Source organism: Brevundimonas sp. NPDC055812, from assembly GCF_053616535.1.
On the sequence record NZ_JBSHDX010000007.1, the window covers coordinates 1 to 18,587 of the forward strand.

22 protein-coding genes and 1 pseudogene are annotated in these 18,587 nt (G+C 66.2%); 4 read left to right on the forward strand and 19 right to left on the reverse strand.

What is annotated here, in order from left to right; translation table 11 throughout:
• The 3 genes from ACWGL1_RS12290 to ACWGL1_RS12300 form a co-directional block, all read left to right on the forward strand.
• The coding region (locus tag ACWGL1_RS12290; RefSeq protein WP_452112150.1) for a hypothetical protein at window positions 1-117 on the forward strand (117 nt) is incomplete at its 5' end.
• Between the two features lie 189 nt (window positions 118-306).
• Window positions 307-2,865, forward strand: a complete 2,559-nt coding sequence (locus ACWGL1_RS12295; protein ID WP_452112151.1) for a TonB-dependent receptor — start codon at window positions 307-309, stop codon at window positions 2,863-2,865.
• Window positions 2,866-2,876: 11 nt separating this feature from the next.
• A complete protein-coding gene (locus ACWGL1_RS12300) occupies window positions 2,877-4,556 on the forward strand; it encodes an alkaline phosphatase D family protein (RefSeq protein ID WP_452112152.1) in 1,680 nt (559 codons plus the stop codon).
• Between the two features lie 10 nt (window positions 4,557-4,566).
• Here ACWGL1_RS12300 and ACWGL1_RS12305 read toward each other — a convergent pair whose 3' ends face one another.
• From ACWGL1_RS12305 to ACWGL1_RS12385, 17 genes are all read right to left on the reverse strand, one after another.
• On the reverse strand, window positions 4,567-5,031 hold the full coding sequence (locus ACWGL1_RS12305; RefSeq protein ID WP_291783208.1) for a MarR family winged helix-turn-helix transcriptional regulator: 465 nt from the start codon (window positions 5,029-5,031) through the stop codon (window positions 4,567-4,569).
• 19 nt (window positions 5,032-5,050) lie between these two features.
• Entirely contained in the window at window positions 5,051-5,230 is a 180-nt protein-coding gene (locus ACWGL1_RS12310) for a hypothetical protein (RefSeq protein ID WP_291783206.1), read from the reverse strand.
• Complete coding sequence (locus tag ACWGL1_RS12315; RefSeq protein ID WP_291783203.1) at window positions 5,230-5,490, reverse strand: hypothetical protein; 261 nt, start codon at window positions 5,488-5,490, stop codon at window positions 5,230-5,232. The genes ACWGL1_RS12310 and ACWGL1_RS12315 overlap by 1 nt, the downstream gene beginning before the upstream one ends.
• 94 nt (window positions 5,491-5,584) lie before the next feature.
• On the reverse strand, window positions 5,585-5,938 hold the full coding sequence (locus ACWGL1_RS12320; protein WP_366936280.1) for a 2Fe-2S iron-sulfur cluster-binding protein: 354 nt from the start codon (window positions 5,936-5,938) through the stop codon (window positions 5,585-5,587).
• A complete protein-coding gene (locus ACWGL1_RS12325; protein ID WP_291783201.1) occupies window positions 5,935-6,063 on the reverse strand; it encodes a hypothetical protein in 129 nt (42 codons plus the stop codon). Before ACWGL1_RS12325 ends, ACWGL1_RS12320 begins: the two co-directional genes overlap by 4 nt.
• Window positions 6,032-6,592, reverse strand: a complete 561-nt coding sequence (locus ACWGL1_RS12330) for a group III truncated hemoglobin (protein WP_291783198.1) — start codon at window positions 6,590-6,592, stop codon at window positions 6,032-6,034. The genes ACWGL1_RS12325 and ACWGL1_RS12330 overlap by 32 nt, the downstream gene beginning before the upstream one ends.
• Window positions 6,593-6,710: 118 nt before the next feature.
• Entirely contained in the window at window positions 6,711-6,854 is a 144-nt protein-coding gene (gene ccoS, locus ACWGL1_RS12335) for a cbb3-type cytochrome oxidase assembly protein CcoS (protein WP_138141819.1), read from the reverse strand.
• Window positions 6,851-9,064 carry a cation-translocating P-type ATPase gene (locus tag ACWGL1_RS12340; RefSeq protein ID WP_452112153.1) on the reverse strand — a complete coding sequence of 738 codons (2,214 nt, stop codon included), beginning with the start codon at window positions 9,062-9,064 and terminating at the stop codon, window positions 6,851-6,853. Before ACWGL1_RS12340 ends, ccoS begins: the two co-directional genes overlap by 4 nt.
• Window positions 9,061-9,846 carry a DUF2189 domain-containing protein gene (locus tag ACWGL1_RS12345; protein ID WP_338576200.1) on the reverse strand — a complete coding sequence of 262 codons (786 nt, stop codon included), beginning with the start codon at window positions 9,844-9,846 and terminating at the stop codon, window positions 9,061-9,063. The genes ACWGL1_RS12340 and ACWGL1_RS12345 overlap by 4 nt, the downstream gene beginning before the upstream one ends.
• A gap of 17 nt (window positions 9,847-9,863) precedes the next feature.
• On the reverse strand, window positions 9,864-10,064 hold the full coding sequence (locus tag ACWGL1_RS12350) for a hypothetical protein (RefSeq protein ID WP_338576197.1): 201 nt from the start codon (window positions 10,062-10,064) through the stop codon (window positions 9,864-9,866).
• Window positions 10,061-10,939: a cytochrome-c oxidase, cbb3-type subunit III gene (gene ccoP / locus ACWGL1_RS12355; RefSeq protein WP_452112154.1), complete on the reverse strand. Its 879-nt coding sequence runs from the start codon at window positions 10,937-10,939 to the stop codon at window positions 10,061-10,063. Before ccoP ends, ACWGL1_RS12350 begins: the two co-directional genes overlap by 4 nt.
• 4 nt (window positions 10,940-10,943) lie before the next feature.
• The gene (locus ACWGL1_RS12360; RefSeq protein ID WP_291783180.1) at window positions 10,944-11,114 is read right to left on the reverse strand and encodes a cbb3-type cytochrome c oxidase subunit 3; all 171 of its coding nucleotides are present in this window, start codon (window positions 11,112-11,114) and stop codon (window positions 10,944-10,946) included.
• 3 nt (window positions 11,115-11,117) lie between these two features.
• Complete coding sequence (gene ccoO / locus ACWGL1_RS12365; RefSeq protein ID WP_366936279.1) at window positions 11,118-11,867, reverse strand: cytochrome-c oxidase, cbb3-type subunit II; 750 nt, start codon at window positions 11,865-11,867, stop codon at window positions 11,118-11,120.
• A 2-nt stretch (window positions 11,868-11,869) separates the two neighbouring features.
• Window positions 11,870-13,546 carry a cytochrome-c oxidase, cbb3-type subunit I gene (gene ccoN / locus ACWGL1_RS12370; RefSeq protein WP_452112155.1) on the reverse strand — a complete coding sequence of 559 codons (1,677 nt, stop codon included), beginning with the start codon at window positions 13,544-13,546 and terminating at the stop codon, window positions 11,870-11,872.
• 207 nt (window positions 13,547-13,753) lie between these two features.
• Window positions 13,754-14,242 carry a DUF4149 domain-containing protein gene (locus ACWGL1_RS12375; protein ID WP_452112156.1) on the reverse strand — a complete coding sequence of 163 codons (489 nt, stop codon included), beginning with the start codon at window positions 14,240-14,242 and terminating at the stop codon, window positions 13,754-13,756.
• 27 nt (window positions 14,243-14,269) lie between these two features.
• Window positions 14,270-15,472 carry an NO-inducible flavohemoprotein gene (gene hmpA / locus ACWGL1_RS12380; RefSeq protein WP_452112157.1) on the reverse strand — a complete coding sequence of 401 codons (1,203 nt, stop codon included), beginning with the start codon at window positions 15,470-15,472 and terminating at the stop codon, window positions 14,270-14,272.
• A 51-nt stretch (window positions 15,473-15,523) separates the two neighbouring features.
• Window positions 15,524-15,847 (reverse strand): DUF1971 domain-containing protein, encoded by a 324-nt coding sequence (locus ACWGL1_RS12385; RefSeq protein WP_452112158.1) that lies wholly within the window; start codon window positions 15,845-15,847, stop codon window positions 15,524-15,526.
• Window positions 15,848-15,984: 137 nt separating this feature from the next.
• On the opposite strand from ACWGL1_RS12385, the gene ACWGL1_RS12390 reads away from it, so the two are divergent.
• Complete coding sequence (locus tag ACWGL1_RS12390; RefSeq protein ID WP_291783162.1) at window positions 15,985-16,410, forward strand: RrF2 family transcriptional regulator; 426 nt, start codon at window positions 15,985-15,987, stop codon at window positions 16,408-16,410.
• Window positions 16,411-16,577: 167 nt separating this feature from the next.
• On the opposite strand, the gene ACWGL1_RS12395 is transcribed toward ACWGL1_RS12390, so the two are convergent.
• Complete coding sequence (locus ACWGL1_RS12395) at window positions 16,578-17,909, reverse strand: putative 2OG-Fe(II) oxygenase (protein ID WP_452112268.1); 1,332 nt, start codon at window positions 17,907-17,909, stop codon at window positions 16,578-16,580.
• Between the two features lie 96 nt (window positions 17,910-18,005).
• A pseudogene (locus ACWGL1_RS12400) lies at window positions 18,006-18,290 on the reverse strand (tetratricopeptide repeat protein); the annotation flags it as partial.
• Window positions 18,291-18,587: the final 297 nt, after the last annotated feature.

The window sequence follows — 18,587 nt, forward strand, 5'->3', positions numbered from 1 at the left end:
GTCGATTACCACGTCCCCTTCGGCGGCACGAAGAAGTCCAGCTACGGCCCCCGCGAACAGGGCTTCGCCGCCGCAGACTTCTACACTCTGACCAAGACCAGCTACTCCGCCGGGTGAGACGGGCGAGCCTTGAGGGGCCGCCGCGGTTTCCGGGGGGCAAGGATGAGGTTGCGGCCGGAAAATAGGGGGTGGTGCGAGGAAGTTTCGCCTGTTCGCCGCCGCAGCTTCATTCGGCTGTGACCGGCTCGTCGCGCACGCGACATTCAGCATCTCTAGGTCTGATCCGCTTTCTCAGGGGGTAAGACCATGAAGCCGATCAGCCTCAAGCGTGGATTCCTGGCGGGCGCCGCCGTAGCAGGTCTGATGGCGGCCGGCGCCGTCCACGCCCAGAGCGTTTCGCCGGGCGAGGCGACGACCGCCGTGGACGACATCGTGGTGACGGCCCAGTTGCGCGCTCAGGACCCGATCGAGGTGCCGTTCGCCCTGACGGCCTACAGCGGCGACTTTCTGGAAGATCTGGGCGTGCAGGAGTTCGACCAGCTGTCGGCCTTCGTGCCGGGCTTCCTGGTGCAGAACCAGTCGCCGAACAATCCGGGCTTCGTGATGCGCGGCATCACCTCGGACTCGGGCGCCGCCACCGCCGAGCCGCGCGTGTCGGTGTTCCAGGACGGGGTGTCGATCTCCAAGTCGCGCGGCTCCTATGTCGAGCTGTTCGACATGGAGCGGATCGAGGTGGCCAAGGGGCCGCAGTCGACCCTCTATGGCCGCGGCGCCCTGATCGGCGCGGTCAATCTGGTGCAGAACCGCGCCCGTCCGGGCCAGTTCGACGCCGGCGCTCGCATCGAGGCGGGCGACCTGGAATATCGCGCGGTCGAGGGTTTCGTGAACGCGCCCGTGGGCGAGACCGGCGCCCTGCGCCTGGCGGCGCGGATGAAGACGCGCGGCGGCACGGTCGAGAACCTGCTGGTCGGCGAGGACTACAACTCGATCGAGACCAAGGCGCTGCGCCTGTCGGGCGCCTGGGCGCCGACCGACAATCTGCGCGCCGATCTGATCGCCAACTATCAGAAGGACTCGGCCAGCGGCACCTCGTTCAAGTCGATCGCCTATGACCCCTTCGATCCGACGACGGGCGCGTCCCTGGGCGGTCGTGCGCCGTGGGACGGCGCGGCCCTGACGCCGGGCGCCGATTTCGACGGCGGCGTCGGCCTGGGGCTGGATCGCGAGGTCTGGGGCGTGACGGGCCTGGTGAAGTGGGACTTGTCGCCGTCGCTGACGCTGAACTCGACCACGGCTTATCGCCAGTTCGACTCGACCGAGGTGTTCGACCCGGACGGCACGTCGTTGCCGCTGCTGACGGCGGCCGAGCACGCCTATGGCGAGCAGTGGAGCCAGGAGTTCCGCCTGAACTTCGACAACGGCGGCCGCTTCTCTGGCTTCGTCGGCGCAGGCTATTTCAACGAGGAAGGCTTCCAGCGGATGCCGACCCAGTTCGACGAGCGTCTGGCTCTGCTGCAACTGGCGACGCCGTTGGGCGACCAGCGATTGAAGATGGTCTACGCTGCGCCGACGCCGCTGCTGATGGGCGGCATCCTGCAGTCCATGCTGCCCGCCGCGGCGCATCCGCTGATCCCCGGCATCGTCGGCAATCTGAAGCCCGCTCACATCGAGACGGCGACGAACCGGGCTGATCTGACCTCCTATGATCTGTTCGGCGATCTGACCTTCAAGGCGACCGATCGGTTGGAGTTCTCGGGCGGGGTGCGCTGGACGCGCGACGACAAGACTACGGGCTATTCCGCGGCGGTGCTGAACGGCCGTTCCATCGCCGGCGGCCTGGTGGCGGTGCAGACCCTCGGCGTTCAGGCCCAGCAACTGGCTCAGGCTGGAGACTTGGCCGGCGCTCAGCGGCTGCAGCAGCAGATCACGGCCATCCTGACGGGGCTGGCGACGCCGGGCGCGGCCGACCTGCCGCTGGCCTCGGGCTTGCCTCTGTTCGCGCTGACGGCTCAGCCGACCGCCAATAACGGCGACCTGATCCAGGCGGATCACGAGGACGACGGCTTCACCTGGCGTCTGACGGCGCGCTACGCCCTGTCGGACGACGCCAGCCTGTACGCCAACTATGCGCGCGGCCGTCGGCCAGAGGTGCTGGAGGTGCGCGGCCCGTCCGTGCCGCTGGGCGCCCCGACCTTTGAAGTCATCCCCGCCGAGACCGTCGACAGCTTCGAGGTCGGCTACAAGGCGGCGCTGATGGATCGCCGCCTGCGTCTGGACGGGGCGGTGTTCCACTACGCCTACGACAACTTCCAGACGACCGAACAGGACGGCACGCGCTTCGTCACCGTCAATGCGGGCAAGGCCAACGCCTATGGGTTTGAAGGCCAGGTCGCCTTCGCCGCGACGCCGACCTTTGATCTGTTCGGCACCTACGGCTACAACCACTCGCGCTTCGACGGCGGCGCGCGCGACGGCAATCGCTTCCGCCTGTCGCCGGATCACATGGCCTCGATCGGCGCGACCTGGCGCCTGCCGGTCGAGACCGGGACCATCGAGATCCAGCCGACCTACACCTGGCAGTCCAAGGTCTTCTTCGACGACGACAACGACCGCCCGGAGCTGCAGACCGGCAACTTCGTCGCCGACACCGTGCAGGACGAATATCAGGACGGCTACGGCCTGCTGAACCTGCGGGTGCGCTACGCCCCGTCGTCGGGGAACTGGGGCGTCGAGGCCTTCGGCGACAACCTGCTGGACGAGGAATACATCAAGGATGCGGGCAATACGGGCGATGCGCTGGGCCTGCCGACCTTCATCGCCGGACGAGGCGCCAGCTACGGCGTCGCCTTCACCCTGCGCTACTGAGGACCAGAGCCATGACCATGAACCGTCGCGGCCTTCTGGGCCTGTTCGGCGCGGGCGCGGCGGCGGGCTGCGCCACGGTCCCGTCGGGCGAAGGCGTCGCTGTCGCCTTCGTCCATGGCGTGGCCTCGGGCGATCCGGCGATCGACCGGGTGATCCTGTGGACGCGCGTGACTCCGGCGGACGGCCAGGCCGGGCCGGTCTCGGTCGTCTGGCGCGTGTTGGACCGGGAGGGCGACCGCATCGTCGCCTCGGGTCGGTTCGAGACGGGGCCTGAACGCGACTATACGGTCAAGATCGACGCGGCGGGCCTGCGCCCCGGCCGCGACTATCGCTACGACTTCGCTGTGGGCGACACACGCTCGCCTGTGGGCCGCACCCGCACCCTGGCGGCGGAGGGCGTCACGCCGGTCAATCTGGCGGTGGTGTCGTGCCAACTGCACCCCGGCGGTCTGTTCAACGCCTATGAGGCGATCGCCGCCCTGCCGACCCTCGACGCCGTGGTTCATCTGGGCGACTACATCTACGAATACGGGGCGGATTCGGACGCCTACGGCATGGCGACCGGGCCGACGCTGGGCCGCGTGCCCGAGCCGGCGCACGAGATCGTCTCCCTGGCCGACTATCGGCTGCGCCACGCCCAGTACAAGCGCGACGCCGACCTCCAAGCCGCCCACGCCCGCGCGCCCTTCATCTGCGTCTGGGACGATCACGAGACGGCCAACGACGCCTGGCTGCACGGCGCCGAGAACCACCAGCCCGAGACCGAAGGCGACTTCGCCCAGCGCAAGGCGGCGGCGCTGAAGGCCTATTATGAGTGGATGCCGATCCGCGAAGCCGCGCCCGGCGCGTTGAAGGAGGCGATCCATCGCAGCTTCCACTTCGGCGATCTGGCCAGCCTGATGATGGTCGAGACCCGCCTGACCGGCCGCACCGAGCCGCTGGCCTATGACAAGGATCTGACCGCCAAGGACGGACCGGACGGCGAGGCGGTGCTGGACCTGGACGCCTTCCGCGCCAAGCTGAACGATCCGGCTCGCGATCTGATGGGCGCCGAGCAGCGCGACTGGCTGAAGCGCGAACTGGCCGCCTCCAAGGCCAAGGGCCGTCCGTGGCAGGTGCTGGGCAATCAGGTCGTCATGGCGCGTGTCGCCGGACCCGACGTGTCGCGCACCCTGACCGAGGCCCAGGTTCAGGGCCTGATGGCCCAGATCCCCGAGGCCTATCGCGACCAGTTCGAACAGGCCCTGTTCCTGTTCAAGATGGGCCTGCCGTTCAACCTCGACGCCTGGGACGGCTATCCGGCCGGGCGCGAACGGCTCTACGCCGCCTTCGCCGAGGCGGGGGTGCAGCCCATCGTCCTGGCCGGCGACAGCCACGCCTTCTGGGTCAATGAGCTGAAGGACGCGGACGGCGCGCGCCGGGCGGTGGAGTTCGGGACCAGCGCGGTCTCCAGCCCCTCGATCGGCGACGCCATCGGCGGCTTCCCTTTGGGCGCGGCGCTGATGCAGGCCAATGACGAGGTGCGCTTCTGCGATCAGTCGGCCAAGGGCTTCATCCTGCTGACCCTGACCGAAGACCGGGCCGAGGCGGCCCTGATGCAGGTCTCGACCATCTTCGCCAAGCCGTTCGAGGTGACGACGTTGAAGCGCGTCGGCGTCAGCCGCGCCGATGGGGCGATCACCGGCGTCTGAGCCGAGCCGTCTAGGCGCCGGTGTCGCAATCGTTTGGGCCGACAAAGTCCTCCACCAGGTCGGACAACTGCAGGAGCAGCGCCTCGAACGCCGGTGTCACGGTTTGGAGTTCACGCAGGTTGCGCGCCGAAAGCGTCGCCAGAACGGCCTCGCCCCTGGCCGTCAGGCGCACATGAACCTTGCGCCGGTCATGGACGGCGATGTCGCGTGTGATCAAGTCTGCCGCGACCAGGCGGTTGACCAGTTCGGCCGTGCTGTGGGGGCGTAGCAGCAAGCGGTTGGCCAGGTCACCGACCGTCATCTCACTGGTGAAACTTTGCGCCTTGATCGCCAGCAAGGCCTGATGTTGCTGGGATGTCAGGCCTGCCGCCTTGGCTCCCTGTTCGGCGAAGGCCAGGTACCGCCTGATGGTGAAACGGAACCGGGCCAGGGATTCGAAATCCGCCTGGGTCAGTTCGGTGGAGGGATGCGACATCAGGCGGCGACCATACAGGCTACAGGTTCTTGTTTCTCTTGATGACGGACCAGCCGATCGCCGACAGGCCGGACAGGATGAAGGCCACGCCAATGACGGCCTTGACCATATTCGACGTCAGACTGCCGCTTACCATCAGAAAGATGCCGATCAGCAGCGCCAGCATGCCTGACGCCGCGAACACGAGCACGGATTTCATCACAGGCCTCCTCGAGCGGTGTCGGGGACCGGTAGGGGGAAGAAGGTGGTGGTCCCCAGAATGGCGTGACCTTGATCCTCTACGGCCATCTGAACCCCGAGGCCCGACAGGGCGAAGCGTGCGGCGATCGAACGCGCCGCAGCCTCGGCCGCCCGCCCGGAACGGAACATCTGGGCCTCGAAGCGGGGGCGACATTCCAGACGCCAGCCGGCGCCTTCATTGATCACTCGGATGGTTACGTCGTCAGGCGGTGCGGACATCGTCGTTCTCCTATGGGATCAAATATGTCGTAATACGATATAATTGCAAGCGAGCAGCCCTTGGCGGTTCCGTCGCGCCTCGAACGGCGACGTCCTACAGGCCGAGCACTCGCTGTTCGGCGGGAACCTGGACGATCAGGCCATGGCGCGCGCGGGTGACGCGCGCCTGGCACGACAGGCGGGATCGCGCATCGACTGCGTCGGTGAAGTCGAGCATGGATTCTTCCATGGCGCTGGGCGTACCGAGCTCTGAGCGCCAGTGCGGCTCGATATAGACGTGGCAGGTGACACAGGCGCAGCCGCCCCTGCATTTGGCCTCTATGCCGGGCACGCGGGCGCGCACCGCAGCCTCCATCAGCGAGGCGCCGGCCTGGACTCGTACGATCTGGCGGGTTCCATCGGCCTGGACGAAGGTGACGGCCAGCATCGGCTGTTCCGCCGCCGTCACGCCAGGAGCTTCCAGCCCACGAAGAAGGCGACGACGGCGATGGCCGAACACAGGGCCATATTGACCAGCATCCGCATCATGCCCCGCTCGTGTTCATTGGTCAGGCCGATCCGGTTGCACACCATGTTGGCCGGCATCATTAGAAAGCGGAGCATGGGCATCACCTTGTGGCGAGAGGGAGGGGGCGGGGGGAAGGGTTCGCGTCAGGCCTTTCGCGAGCGAACAGACGGATGTCTGGTCATCCGACGTGTCGCGATGAGCTGCGATTCCGATCTGCAAGCGCCGGGCGATGGCTTCGGACCGGCTAATGAACAGGGCCGCAGCGTCCGGCGGAGCCAGAGTGCGAGCCGTCTGGCGGAACAGTTGAAGCCAGCGGGTGAAATGGACGCCGTCGATATCCGAAATCCGGGCGTGGACCACCATCGGCGCGCCCTTGAAGCGCCCGCTCATCAGCACCACAGACGACCAGAAGTCGCACATGGTCTCCAGGTGAGCGTCCCAGCCGTCGCCGATTTCACGGTCGAAGATCGGCCCCAGCATGGGGTCGGCGCGGACCGCATCGTAGAAGCCGTGGACAAGGGCATGGATCATCGGCTCGGTTACGCCGACGGCCGCACCGGGACTGCGGGGGTCTGGGGGAACGGATTCCATCATTGGCGGTCGCGCCTCGCTTAAAGATGCATTTATCATGTATCTTTAAGCGAGGCGAGGCTTCGACGGTTAATTCATCTCCGCGATGACGGGGACGGGGTCTCTGGATGGCGCTGCCGACCTATTCAGGATCATCCAGGAAGATACGCTCTGCGGCCCCATCCATGTCGTCGTACTGACCCGCCCTGAAGGACCAGAGGAAGGCCCACAAGGCGGCTCCGCCAAGTATGAGGGCCAAGGGAACCAGAAAGATCAGACTGCTCATGCCACGGCCTTCGTGGGGCTGGTCCGCCGGGCCGGAGCGTTGATCCGCGACTTTACGGCGTCTCGACGCCCGGCCTTGAGGCGCAGGGCGTTCCCCACCACGACGATTGAAGACAGCGACATGGCGAGGGCCGCGACCAGGGGCGTCACGTGTCCAAGGATGGCGATCGGCAAGGCGATGGCGTTGTAAAGGATCGACAGGGCGAAGTTCTGCCTGACGAGTTTTTCGGTTTCCCTGGCGACACCCAGCGCCAGTTCGACGGAATTCAGACTGGGGTTCAGGAAGACGAAGTCCGCTGCATTGCGCCCGATGTCGGCGGCGTCGCCGGGCGCCATGGAGACGTGGGCCGCCGACAGGGCGGGGGCGTCATTCAGCCCATCACCGACCATGAGGACGCGCCGTCCCTCAGCGGCCAGGGCGTTCAGCCGCTCGACCTTCTCGGCGGGCAGGAGGCGGGCCGAGAAGGTCTCGACGCCCAGGGCCTTGGCGGTCGCTTCCACTACGGGAGTCTGGTCCCCGGAGAGGATGAGGATGTCCAGACCCTTGGCGCGCAGTCGACGGATGGCTTCGGCGGCGTCCGGCCGCAGGGCGTCCTCGAAGATCAGGGCGGCGGACAACCGCCCGTCGCAACTCAATACCGTGCCTTCGATCGCCTGATCCTGATCCGCCGCCAGGGCCCAGTCGGCGCGGCCGAGGCGCCATACTCGGTCGTCGATCAGGCCCTCGACGCCCAGGCCCGCGTCTTCGCGAACATCCGACAGCAGAGGCGCAGGGTAGGACGAGGCGGCGACGACGGCGCGCGAAACGGGGTGGTTGGAGCCCTGGGCCAAGGCGGCCGCGATCGCCAGGTGCTCGGGGGGCAGGCTCGCGGCGTTGACGAGGCGGGGACGTCCGAGAGTCAGGGTGCCGGTCTTGTCGAAGGCGACGACATCAATCCGCGCCAGGCGTTCGAGACCGGCGCCGTCCTTGACCATGACGCCGTTCTCGAACAGGCGGCGTGCGGCCATGACCTGAACGATGGGCGCGGCCAGACCCATGGCGCAGGGACAGGTGATGATCAGAACGGCGATCGCGACGGTGATCGCCTGGCGCCAGTCGCCGGCGACCGCCATCCAGCCGAGAAAGGTCAGGAAGGCGACGCTGTGGACGACGGGCGAATAGAGGGCGGCCGCCCGATCGGCGATGCGACGATAGCTCGCGCGCCCGTCCTCGGCCGCAGCCATCAGGCGGGTCATTTCCGCCAGGAAGGAGTCCTCGGCCCTCGCGCTGGCGGTGAGAATCAGGGGGCCGGTCAGGTTCAATACGCCCGCCTGGACTGTGGCGCCCGGTTCGATCCGTCGCGGCGCGCTTTCGCCGGTCACGACGGCGCAATCCAGATCCGAGGCGCCGGATTCGACCACGCCATCGACGGGGACGCGGTCGCCGGCGGCCACGGCGATGCACATCCCCGGTTCGATCTCTTCGATGGGGCGATGCTCCCGGGCGCCGTCCGCCGCGACGACTGTTGCGCCGCGCGGCGCCATTCGCGCCAGGCCGCTGACGGCGGTGCGGGCCTTCTCGCGCATCAGATGGTCGAGCGTCCGCCCGATGAGCAGGAAGAAGATCAGGGAGGTGACGGCGTCGAAATAGGCGTGCGGGCCGTTGTGCAGGGTGTCGTAGACGCTCATGGCGAAAGCCAGAAGCACCCCTACCGAAATCGGCACGTCCATGTTGGTGCGCCCGCGCCTCAGGGCGGACCAGGCCGAGCGGAAGAAGATCTGGCCCGAATAGATCAGGCATGGCAGGGCCAGGACGGCCGAGATGGCATGGAAGGCGTGGCGCGTCTGTGCGTCGGCCCCGGACCACACCGAGACGGACAGCAGCATGATGTTCATGGAGGTGAAGCCCGCCACCGCCAGGGCGCGGATCAGCCGCGTCAGCTCGGGGTCTTTGCGTTCGGCTTCCGGCTCGGTCAGATGCGCGGTGAAACCCAGACGGTCGAGCGCCTGGATCAGGTCGGGCGTGGAGTCTCCGCTCCAGGCGACGCGGACCCGCTTGGTCGACAGGTTGACCCGGGCCTGCCGTACTTCGGCGGTCTCCAGCAGGCCCTTCTCGATCTTGCCGATGCAGCCCGCGCATCGAATGCCTGGCACGGTCAGCTCGGTCTGGCGCAGGCCATCGCCGAGATCCCGGCTGGCGAGACGGATTTCCTCGCGAGCTGCGAAACTCATCGCATCGCCCGATAGCTGTGCCAGGCGGCATGACCCAGCAGGGGGAAGATCACGATCAAACCGACCAGACCCGTCGCTACGGCCAGGGCCGTCAACACCGATACGACAGCGGCCCAGGTCAACATGACCGGTAGGTTGGCCGAGACGATGGCCATACTGCTGCCCATGGCGGTCAGGGCGTCGGTGCGGTCGTCCATCAATCGGGGAATGCCGAAGCAGCCGATGGCGAAGCCGAAGGCCGCGAACAGTCCGCCGACCGAGGCGCCTGTCGCCAGCATCCACCATCCCTGCGAGGTGTGCGTCAGCATGGTCAGCACGTCCTCGAAGCCGGGGAAGGGCCGCAGGCCGAAGAAGAGGGCGTAGATGATGACGGCTGCGCGCATCCACAGCAGCACCAGCAGGCACAGCATGGCGCCGGCGAACCAGACCTGGGCGCCGCCTTCGGGCTTGACCAGGATCATGCGCTTCAGATTGGTCGGGCGACCTTCCTCCAGGTCGCGGCTCTTCTGGTACAGGCCGATGGCGATCAGCGGTCCGACCACCATGAAGCCCGCCAGCGCGGGCAGGAGGATGTAGTCCAGTTTCAAGCGAAACAGCCCCCAGACCACCAGGATGGAGACGATGAAGACCATCAACCCATAGGCCAGGCTGGGCAGGGGATTGCGCCACAGGTCGCGCCAACCGGCAGCCAGCCAGCCCAAGGCCGTGCTGGCGGGGAGGTTCCGCTGGCGTTGGGCGCTGAGAGGCAGGGCGGGCGTCTCGATGCCGTCGATGTTCGTCATGTGAGAATCCCTTTCGGTCAGCAGGCGGACTTGGCCGCGCGGAACGACGCGCCGCCCGTCGTCTTGGCGTGAGGCACGCATTCGGGCTGAGAGCCGACGGCCGCCCGGACCAGATGGATGTTGGCGCCGATCACGATGGCGCCCAGCACCACGACCAGCAGGACGGCGATCAGCGGCCAGCGCAGGTTCGATCGGGGCGGGCGCAAGGCGGCTGTCATCGCTTGTCCTTGGCCAGATCGGCCACACAGACCGCCATCATGCGGATCTCGGCGGGCGACAGGCGGCCCTCCCAGGCGGGCATTTGGCCATGACGGCCGCTCTGGATGGAGGTGACGATCGACTGGGTGTCGCCGCCATATAGCCACTGGCGGTCGGTCAGGTTCGGCGCGCCGACTTTGGCGTCGCCGCGTCCATCGGCGCCGTGACAGACGGCGCACTGGTCGGCGAAGGTCTGGCGTCCTGCGGTCAGGGCGGCGGCGTCGACATATTCAGGTTTCTGGCCCGACAGGGCGCGCACATGGCCGGCGACGCCCATGATCTGATCGTGGGACAGGATCTTCATGTCGCCGAAGGCCAGCATTTCCGATACCCGGGTCTCGCGGTGCTGGGCGTTGACGCCCACGCGGATGGTCTCGGCCAGTTGGTCCGGCGCGCCGCCCCACAGCCAAGCGCCCGCCGTCAGGGCCGGATAGCCCGGCCCGCCCGCACCGCCGACGCCGTGACAGACGGCGCAGTTGTCGGTGAACAGGACGCCGCCGGTCTGACGGACATAGGCCATCATCTCGGGATCGGACGTGATCTCGGCGAAGTCGGCCGTGGCCAAGCGGTCCGTCCAGACGGCGCGTTCGGCGGCGGCTGTTGCGACCTCGCGCGTGACGACCTCGCGCTGATCCAGCCCCAGCAGGCCCTTGGTGTAGGTGACGCCCAGCGGCCAAGCGGGCATCAGCACCCACCAGATCAGCGAAAACAGCGTGCCGGCGGCCAGGAAGAACAGGACGACGCGTGGTATCGGCGTATCCAGTTCCTTGATGCCGTTCCATTCATGTCCCGTGGTCTTGCGACCGCTGACGGGATCAAATTCCTGCTCGTCCATTGTCTCAGTCTTCCGGCCGGTCGTCGTCTTCCAGGATGGCGCGTTTGGCGCGGTCGAACCGCTTCCGGTTCGACGGCCAAAGGGCGTAAATCAGCACGCCGACCGCCATGGCGATGAGGTAGAAAAGCCCCCAGCTCTTGGCGAAGGCGACCAGCGCCTGATGGTCGATGTGCATGGCCTATCCGCCCGCAGCCGTGGACGCGTCGGCCGTCTTGACGGGGGCGTGAGCGGCGTCGGTCAACCGTCCCAGCACCTGCAGATAGGCCACGATGGCGTCCATTTCGGTCAGCCGTTCGGCGTCGCCGTCAAAGGCTCGGATATTGGTCGCGGCCCCGTAACGATCGCGTACGTCGTTGGAGGCGGCGCTGTCAGGGTTGGCCTGGCCGTAGGCGTCCGCCGCCGCGTTGGCGATCATGGCGTCGTCATAGGGGACGCCCACCGCGCGCTGGGCCTTGAGGCGTCGCGAGAGATCGTTGGTGCGCAGGTTGTTCTCCTGCAGCCAGCCATAGCGGGGCATGACCGATTCCTGCACCACGTCGCGCGGGTTCTTCAGGTGTGCGGTATGCCAGGCGTCCGAGTATTTGCCGCCGACGCGCGCCAGATCCGGCCCGGTACGCTTGGAGCCCCACAGCATGGGGTGGTCGTATTGCGACTCCACGGCCAGGGAGTAGGGGCCGTAGCGCTCGACCTCGTCGCGCAGGGTGCGGATCATCTGCGAGTGGCAGGCGTAGCAGCCCTCGCGGATGAAGATGTCGCGACCGACCAGTTCCAGCGGCGTATAAACCCGCATGTCCGGGGCCTCTTCCACCGTTTCATTGATGGTGAAGAGGGGGGCGATCTCGACCAAGCCGCCGATGGCGGATACGCCGATGATGGCCAGGACGAAGCCGATGGCGTTGCGTTCGAGTTTCCGATGAAAACCGCCCACGCTCACTCTCCAGGCTGGGTGGCCGCAGAGGCCGGTTGAAGGACAGGGGACAGATCCGGCGAGGGATCAGCCGAGGCGTGGCGCTGTAAGCGCGCCTGCCGGATCGTCATCGCGATATTGTACGATCCCACCAGCGCCCCGCTGAGGAACAGCAGTCCGCCGATCGTGCGCGCCACATAGTAGGGATGCATGGCGACCATGCTCTCGATGAAGGAGTAGGCCAGGCCGCCGTTGTCGTCATAGGTGCGCCACATCAGGCCCTGGATGACGCCCGAGTTCCACATGGCGAAGACGTAAACAACGGTCCCGGCCAGGGCGAGCCAGAAGTGGACCTCGACCAGCTTGGCCGAATACATCCGCGTCTGCTTCCACATCCACGGCACCAGGGCATAGAACGACCCGAAGGTGATCATCGCCACCCAGCCCAGGGCCCCGGCGTGGACGTGGCCCACGGTCCAGTCCGTATAGTGCGACAGGGAGTTCACGGCGCGGATGGCCATGAAGGAGCCCTCGAAGGTCGACAGGCCGTAGAAGACCGCCGCCACCATCATGAAGCGCAAGGTGGCGTCGTCGCGCACCTTGGTCCAGGCGCCGTTCAGCGTGGCCAGGGCGTTGCCCGCCGAGGCCCAGGACGGCACCAGAAGGACGACCGAGAAGGTCATGCCCAGGGTCTGCACCCAATGGGGCAGCGCGGTGTAATGCAGGTGGTGCGAGCCCGCCCACATATACATGAAGGTGATGCCCCAGAAGCTGATGATCGACAGCCGGTAGGAGAAGATCGGCCGCTCGGCCCGCTTGGGCAGGTAGTAGTACATCATCCCCAGGAAGCCGGCCGTCAGGAAGAAGGCCACGGCGTTGTGGCCGTACCACCACTGGGTCATCGCATCCTGGACCCCCGAGAACAGGGAATAGCTCTTGGCCCCGAACAGGGAGACCGGCACGGCGAGATTATTGACGATGTGCAGCACCGCCACGACCAGGATGAAGGCCATGTAGTACCAGTTGGCCACATAGATGTGCGGCTCTTTTCGGCGCATCAGCGTGCGGATGTAGATGGCGAAATAGACGACCCACACCAGGGTCAGCAGGATGTCGGCGTACCACTCGGGTTCGGCGTATTCCTTGGACTGGGTGATGCCCATCAGATAGCCGCTGGCGGCCAGGATGCAGAAGAAGTTGTAGCCCAGCAGCACGAACCAGGGGCTGAACTGATCGGGCAGGCGCGCGCGCGACGTGCGCTGCAGCACGTGGAAGGAGGTGGCGATCAGGGCGTTGCCGCCGAAGCCGAAGATGACGCCGGACGTATGCACAGGACGAAGGCGCCCGAAGCTGGCCCATGCGGAATCGACGAAGGTCAGCTCGGGCCAAGCCAACAGCGCCGACACCCAGGCGCCGACGCCCATGCCGACGACCGCCCAGAACATGGCCAGGACGATGCCCGCCTTGGTCGGGGCGTCATAGTAGCCGCTCTGCGCCTCGGCCGATGGTTCTTTCGACAGATATTGGGCGATGACCGGAAAAACCAGCATCAGGCCGAAAGCAGCGATGATCAATCCGTGGAGCGCGACGGGGTCGCCCGTGCGTCCGCCGCCGGCCGCCAGGGCGATCCCGAATAGAGTCAGGGCGCTCAAGACGACGAGCGCCAGGCGACGCTCGCCAATGGTCAGGTCCAATGTCATGCGATGATCCCCGAAACCCCTTCTATGCGGCCGGCGGCCAGCATGCTTTTGCCGGCGCGCGCCACGCTCGTACGCCTATGGCTATGTTCTGCGCTGGTGAAATTGATCTGGATCAAAACTGTCCCGCAGGCGCAGGTGAGAAGAAAAAGGTCGCCTAAATTCAATGCCATTCTCTGCCATCTTCTTTAGGTGGCCTGCAGTTTGGACTTATCGTATCGATCGTTGCATCCGACCCAGTCTCCTGAAGCTTCGCCATGACATGAAGGCGAGGATCAGAAGCTTGCCTGTCTCCAGGGCCACGTAGAGCCAGTGGTGCTCAGAGGGCGGCGGTGTTTCGCCGGCGGTGATGAAGGCGATCCGCGCGTCGAGTATCGGCAGAAGCCATAGAGACTGCGCTGCAAGGACAAGCGCCAGCAGGCCCACGCAGATCCAGAGGCCAAGCTGGGCGCTCGTTCGCCCGACCCATGCGACAGCCAGGGCCAGCAGAACGACCAGGCCCCATTCCACACGTGTGAACAGGGCGAAGGTCGCCTGGCCGACCTCCAGCGCCGTCGCCAGGGTCAGCGACGGCGCCTGGAACTTCACCGGCGTGGCCAGGAATGAAACGCCGATCAGCAGGCCCAGCCACAAGGTCGCAACGAAGGCGACGCTGGCGTAACGTGCTGTTGCGTCTGTCGACGATCTGTAGCGGGCCATGCCGGCTCCATTCAGGTTCTGCGACGGCTAGGCCGCGAGGATTTCGTCCGCCGGGCCGAAGAATTCATAGTGGATGCGATCTGCCGGAACTCCGGCCTCCCGAAGGTCCGACACCAGGGCGCGCAGGAAGGGGCGGGGGCCGCACAGATAGTAGTCGGCCTCCTGGATCGGCGTTTGCTGGCTCAACCAGGCGCCGGAGATGCGCCCTGCATGGTCATGGCCGTCGGCGTCATTGGCGGGCGCTTCATAGAAGACGGTGCTGCGCGCGCGCGGATGGGCCGCCGTCAGGGCGCGGATGTGCGGCCCCATGGCGTGAACCCCGGCGTCATAGGCGCCGTGGACATAGTGGACCTCCGTATCCGCTTTCTCTGCGACCAGGGTCTCAAGCATCGACACCATGGGCGTCAGGCCGACCCCGCCGGACAGCAGCACGACCGGGCGCTGCGGCGTCTCGGGCAGGAAGAAGTCGCCCGCAGGCGCCCCGACCTTCAGCACCATGCCGACGCGGGCGTTGTCGTGCAGCCAGCCCGAGGCCAGGCCCTTGTCCTCGCGCTTGACCGAGATGCGATAGGTCTCGTCGTTCGGGGCGCAGGAGATGGAGTAGTTGCGCTTGATCGGCGCATGACCGGGGATGTCGAACCAGAAGGTCAGATACTGGCCCGGTCGGTGACGCAGGATCGGGCCGCCGTCCTTGGGCTTCAGCACGAAGGAGGTGATGACTGCGCTTTCGGGGCGCACCTCGACTACTTCGAAGGCGCGCCAGCCGTTCCAGCCGCCCTTGGCCGCCGCCAGGTCCTCGTAGATGGCCGCTTCGCGGGTGATCAGGATGTTGGCCAGGAACCAGTAGGCCTCGCCCCAGGCGGTTATGATCTCTTCTGTCGCGGCTTCGCCCAGAACATGGGCGATGGCGCCCAGCAGGGCCGCGCCGACGTGAGGGTAGTGATCGGGCAGGATCTGCAGACCGACGTGCTTCTGGGCGATGCGCTCGACCGCCGCGGCCAGGGCGCCCAGGTTATCGATATTGGCGGCGTAGGCCAGGATGGCGCCGGTCAGGGCGCGCGGCTGGGAACCGGCGTCGCCGTGGTGCGAATGGTTGAACAGGTCGCGGATCTCGGGATTCTGGAACATCCGCGAGTACATTTCGTAGACGATGTCGAGACCATGCGCCTCGAGCGCGGGAACAGTGGCTTTGACAAGCGCGATCGTGCGCTCGCTGAGGGCTTGAGCCATCAGGAAACTCCTAGGCGATACTAAGTGGGGGAAGGAAAGGGGGGCCGGCGTCTAATCGCCGGGCGGCTCGTTGTAGAAATCGACGCGCATCTTCATTGGCCCCAACGGTTCGACGAAATGGATCTGTTGCGGTTCGATACGGCCCGGCGTTCCCGGACGGAGCACAGTGGTCATGTGCGGGTCGCGATAGGTCAGGCGGACCTCGCCCTCCAGCACCTGGATCAGGCCCCAGGTTCCCGCCTTGAGGCTGTGATCGGCCCGCAGGGCGGCGGGCAGGGACGAGGCGTCAAACACCGGCGTCGAGCGATAGGGGATCGGCGCTGAAGCGGCTCGGGCGGCCGGGGCCGGCGGTAGACTATGCGAGCGGCCGTTCATCGCCCTTGCTCCATTGATGCATTAGTAATGCATCTATAGCCAGCATTTGAAACATGCAATGAGGATGCATATAATTTCCTGCGGCGCGATGACGCGCTTATCGAGAGCCCCGCCGTAAGCGGCTCCAGAGAGGTTGAATGCGCCTGACGCGCTATACGGATTACGCCATGCGGGTGCTGCTCTACCTGGGCGCACGCGAGGATCGGCTGTGCTCGATCGCCGAGATCGCCCAGGCCTACGACATCTCCCAGAACCACCTGATGAAGGTGGTCAGCGACCTGGTGAACGCGGGCTATCTGGTCAGCGTGCGCGGTCGATTCGGCGGAGTGAGGCTGGCGCGCCCGCCAGCCGAAATCAACGTCGGGGCCGTGGTGCGCCACACCGAGGACGGCTTCGATCTGGTCGATTGCGGAAACTGCATCATCGCGCCCGCCTGCGGCCTGACGGGCGCGCTGCATCAGGCCCTGGCCGCCTTCATGAAGGTGCTGGACGGCTATACGTTGGAAAACCTGCTGGCTCGCCGGGTCGACTTGGCGCGTTTGTTCGAACCATCGGACGCCTAGTCAGCCGCCGCCTGAAGCTCTGGATGCCGGCGCGCCTCCAGGCTTGGTTATTGGCAGGGGGAGCGACAATATCGACACGCTCATTCTTGCCTTGGCCGTGGCCGCTACTGGATTGTGGGTCTGCGTGGTGACGGGCGCCGCTGCGGCCCAGTGAGAGGTGAACGACGTCACGCAGGCACGAGGTCGAAGGCGATGGACATTCGGGCGCCGCGACGAAAGGGCGAGGTGCCATGCCACATATAGGAAGGAAAGAGCACCAGCAGGCCCGGTTCGGGTTTGATATGGCGTTGGGCGGCCAGAGAAGGCGAGGTCGGTCCGGGTTCGCCGAACTTCAGCCATCCGTCATGCTCGCCCGCCTCTTCGTCGTCGGGTGTTTCGATATAGCATGCCGAGGACAACCAGCCTTCGGGATGAACATGGTTGGTGTGGAAGCCGTGGGGAGCCAAGCGGACGGACCACATCGACTGGATGCGATACTCACCGGTGTTGCGCGAGCGCAGGATGTCGTCACCTGATCCTATGAAGGACAGGTGACGCCGCACAGCTGCATCGATGGCGGCTGGGAAGGCTCGGATCGTCGGATCGTCGCTGCGTAGCAGATTGGCGCTGGTCTGGGCCCCATGACGCAGGGATTGTCCCAGGGGATGGGCCGTCAGGCCATGCAGGCGCAGGAGGGCTGTTCGGAGATCTTGCAGATAGGCCGAGAGCGATATCCAGCCCGGCGGGGCGTCGATCATCCCAGCGCTCACAACGTTCTGATAGTCATAGAGCGCGGCGGCGCGGGGATCGTCCAGCAGACGCCACGCCGTCCACTGAGCTGCGATGAAGCCTTGATCAAAGGGCGCTCGCCGTAAAGGCTCAGCGAGGGCTTCAAGAGCTTCGCTGGCCCGCCCCAGCGCCAGGTTCGCATTGATCAGGATGCGTTCTGCAGCGCGATCCTGAGGTGCGAGCGCTGTGGCGCGAAGGGCGTGCTGCAGCGCCGCGCCGGGATCTATGGCCAGCGCTAGCTGCGCGCCCATCACCAGGGCGGCGATGTCATCGGACCGAATATCGTCGGCCAGAGAGGCGTAGGCGCCTTCAGCATCCCCTGCGGCCTGCATTAGCTGGGCCTTTATGAGGCGCGCCGGTCTTCCTTCGACGCCTTGCTGGGTCATGCGATTCAGGACCGTTGTCGCCTCATCCAGATCGCCGGTGCGCATCCAGACGAGTTGAGCGTGATCATGCAGGGCGGCGAAATACATCGGACGACGTGCCGTCGCCTCGGAGAAGGCTGTTTCTGCTTCGTCAAAACGGTTCTGGCCCTGGAGGGCACGCGCCAGAACTAGCCATGTCTCTGGCTTGTCGCCCAGGCGCAGGGCGGCGCGCGCGCTGCTCTCGGCGTCGATGTTGAGGCCCACGTCGCCTTGGGTCGCAGCGAGGTTGTGCAGGAGATGGCCCTTGCCGGGATTCAGCGCGGCAGCGCGGCGTCGAACGGCGACGGCTTCATCACCCTGGCCCATCGCCGCCAAGGCTCGCGCCCGTTCTCCGAGCAGGGCTTCATGGGGGCGATCGACGGCGGCAGCCCGAGCCGTCCGGTCCAGGAGCTCCGCATGGCGGCCCTGTGCCGATAGCAGTCGCGCCAGATCAACGGCGGCGCGCTGATGTTCCGGGTCTATTGCGAGGGCGTCCGACAGGGCGGATTCGGCGGCAGCGGGCTCGCTCGCGCCCGCACAGGCGGCCCCCAGTAGGAAGTGCAGGTCGGCCTGACCGGCGCAGTCACGCGCCAGCGGCGCCAGAAGTCTGCGCGCCTCTGAAAAGCGACGCTGGTTCATCAATGCCGCCGCCGTCTGTGCGACTGCAGCGGCGTGAGGCGTCAGTTGGGACGTCAATTGTGCTCTCATCGTTTCGGCGTTTGCGTCATTCACCACCGCTACGATAGCTGCGGAGGACTGTCACCGACCAGGGTGCGATAGACGAAGTCCGCGTCATGGCTTTTATGGAGCTCGATCGTAGCCGGGGTGACAGCAGCGGCGCTGGGTGATCAAGTTCGGACCGTTAATTGCAGCCAAATGTCCTGGTTCAGAGACGACGGAACAAGCATGGGGCGCTGAAGCTGCTTCGTCAGCTTCAGCGCAATATCTGAATCTCCCCGATGTCGTCACGGGTAAGCTAGCGCGCCTCGGGAAAGCCGCCTTGGT

Coding starts and splice junctions, on each gene's coding strand:
- ACWGL1_RS12295 (WP_452112151.1), top strand. CDS start 307: ATGAAGCCGATCAGCCTCAAGCGTGGATTCCTGGCGGGCGCCGCCGTA.
- ccoP (WP_452112154.1), bottom strand. CDS start 10,939: ATGGACGAGCAGGAATTTGATCCCGTCAGCGGTCGCAAGACCACGGGA.
- ACWGL1_RS12340 (WP_452112153.1), bottom strand. CDS start 9,064: ATGAGTTTCGCAGCTCGCGAGGAAATCCGTCTCGCCAGCCGGGATCTC.
- ACWGL1_RS12390 (WP_291783162.1), top strand. CDS start 15,985: ATGCGCCTGACGCGCTATACGGATTACGCCATGCGGGTGCTGCTCTAC.
- ACWGL1_RS12325 (WP_291783201.1), bottom strand. CDS start 6,063: ATGGTGTGCAACCGGATCGGCCTGACCAATGAACACGAGCGGGGCATG.
- ccoN (WP_452112155.1), bottom strand. CDS start 13,546: ATGACATTGGACCTGACCATTGGCGAGCGTCGCCTGGCGCTCGTCGTC.
- ACWGL1_RS12375 (WP_452112156.1), bottom strand. CDS start 14,242: ATGGCCCGCTACAGATCGTCGACAGACGCAACAGCACGTTACGCCAGC.
- ACWGL1_RS12360 (WP_291783180.1), bottom strand. CDS start 11,114: ATGCACATCGACCATCAGGCGCTGGTCGCCTTCGCCAAGAGCTGGGGG.
- ACWGL1_RS12330 (WP_291783198.1), bottom strand. CDS start 6,592: ATGATGGAATCCGTTCCCCCAGACCCCCGCAGTCCCGGTGCGGCCGTC.
- ccoS (WP_138141819.1), bottom strand. CDS start 6,854: ATGAGCAGTCTGATCTTTCTGGTTCCCTTGGCCCTCATACTTGGCGGA.
- ACWGL1_RS12315 (WP_291783203.1), bottom strand. CDS start 5,490: ATGTCCGCACCGCCTGACGACGTAACCATCCGAGTGATCAATGAAGGC.
- ACWGL1_RS12310 (WP_291783206.1), bottom strand. CDS start 5,230: ATGAAATCCGTGCTCGTGTTCGCGGCGTCAGGCATGCTGGCGCTGCTG.
- ACWGL1_RS12345 (WP_338576200.1), bottom strand. CDS start 9,846: ATGACGAACATCGACGGCATCGAGACGCCCGCCCTGCCTCTCAGCGCC.
- ACWGL1_RS12350 (WP_338576197.1), bottom strand. CDS start 10,064: ATGACAGCCGCCTTGCGCCCGCCCCGATCGAACCTGCGCTGGCCGCTG.
- ACWGL1_RS12305 (WP_291783208.1), bottom strand. CDS start 5,031: ATGTCGCATCCCTCCACCGAACTGACCCAGGCGGATTTCGAATCCCTG.
- ACWGL1_RS12300 (WP_452112152.1), top strand. CDS start 2,877: ATGACCATGAACCGTCGCGGCCTTCTGGGCCTGTTCGGCGCGGGCGCG.
- ACWGL1_RS12385 (WP_452112158.1), bottom strand. CDS start 15,847: ATGAACGGCCGCTCGCATAGTCTACCGCCGGCCCCGGCCGCCCGAGCC.
- ACWGL1_RS12395 (WP_452112268.1), bottom strand. CDS start 17,909: ATGGGCCAGGGTGATGAAGCCGTCGCCGTTCGACGCCGCGCTGCCGCG.
- hmpA (WP_452112157.1), bottom strand. CDS start 15,472: ATGGCTCAAGCCCTCAGCGAGCGCACGATCGCGCTTGTCAAAGCCACT.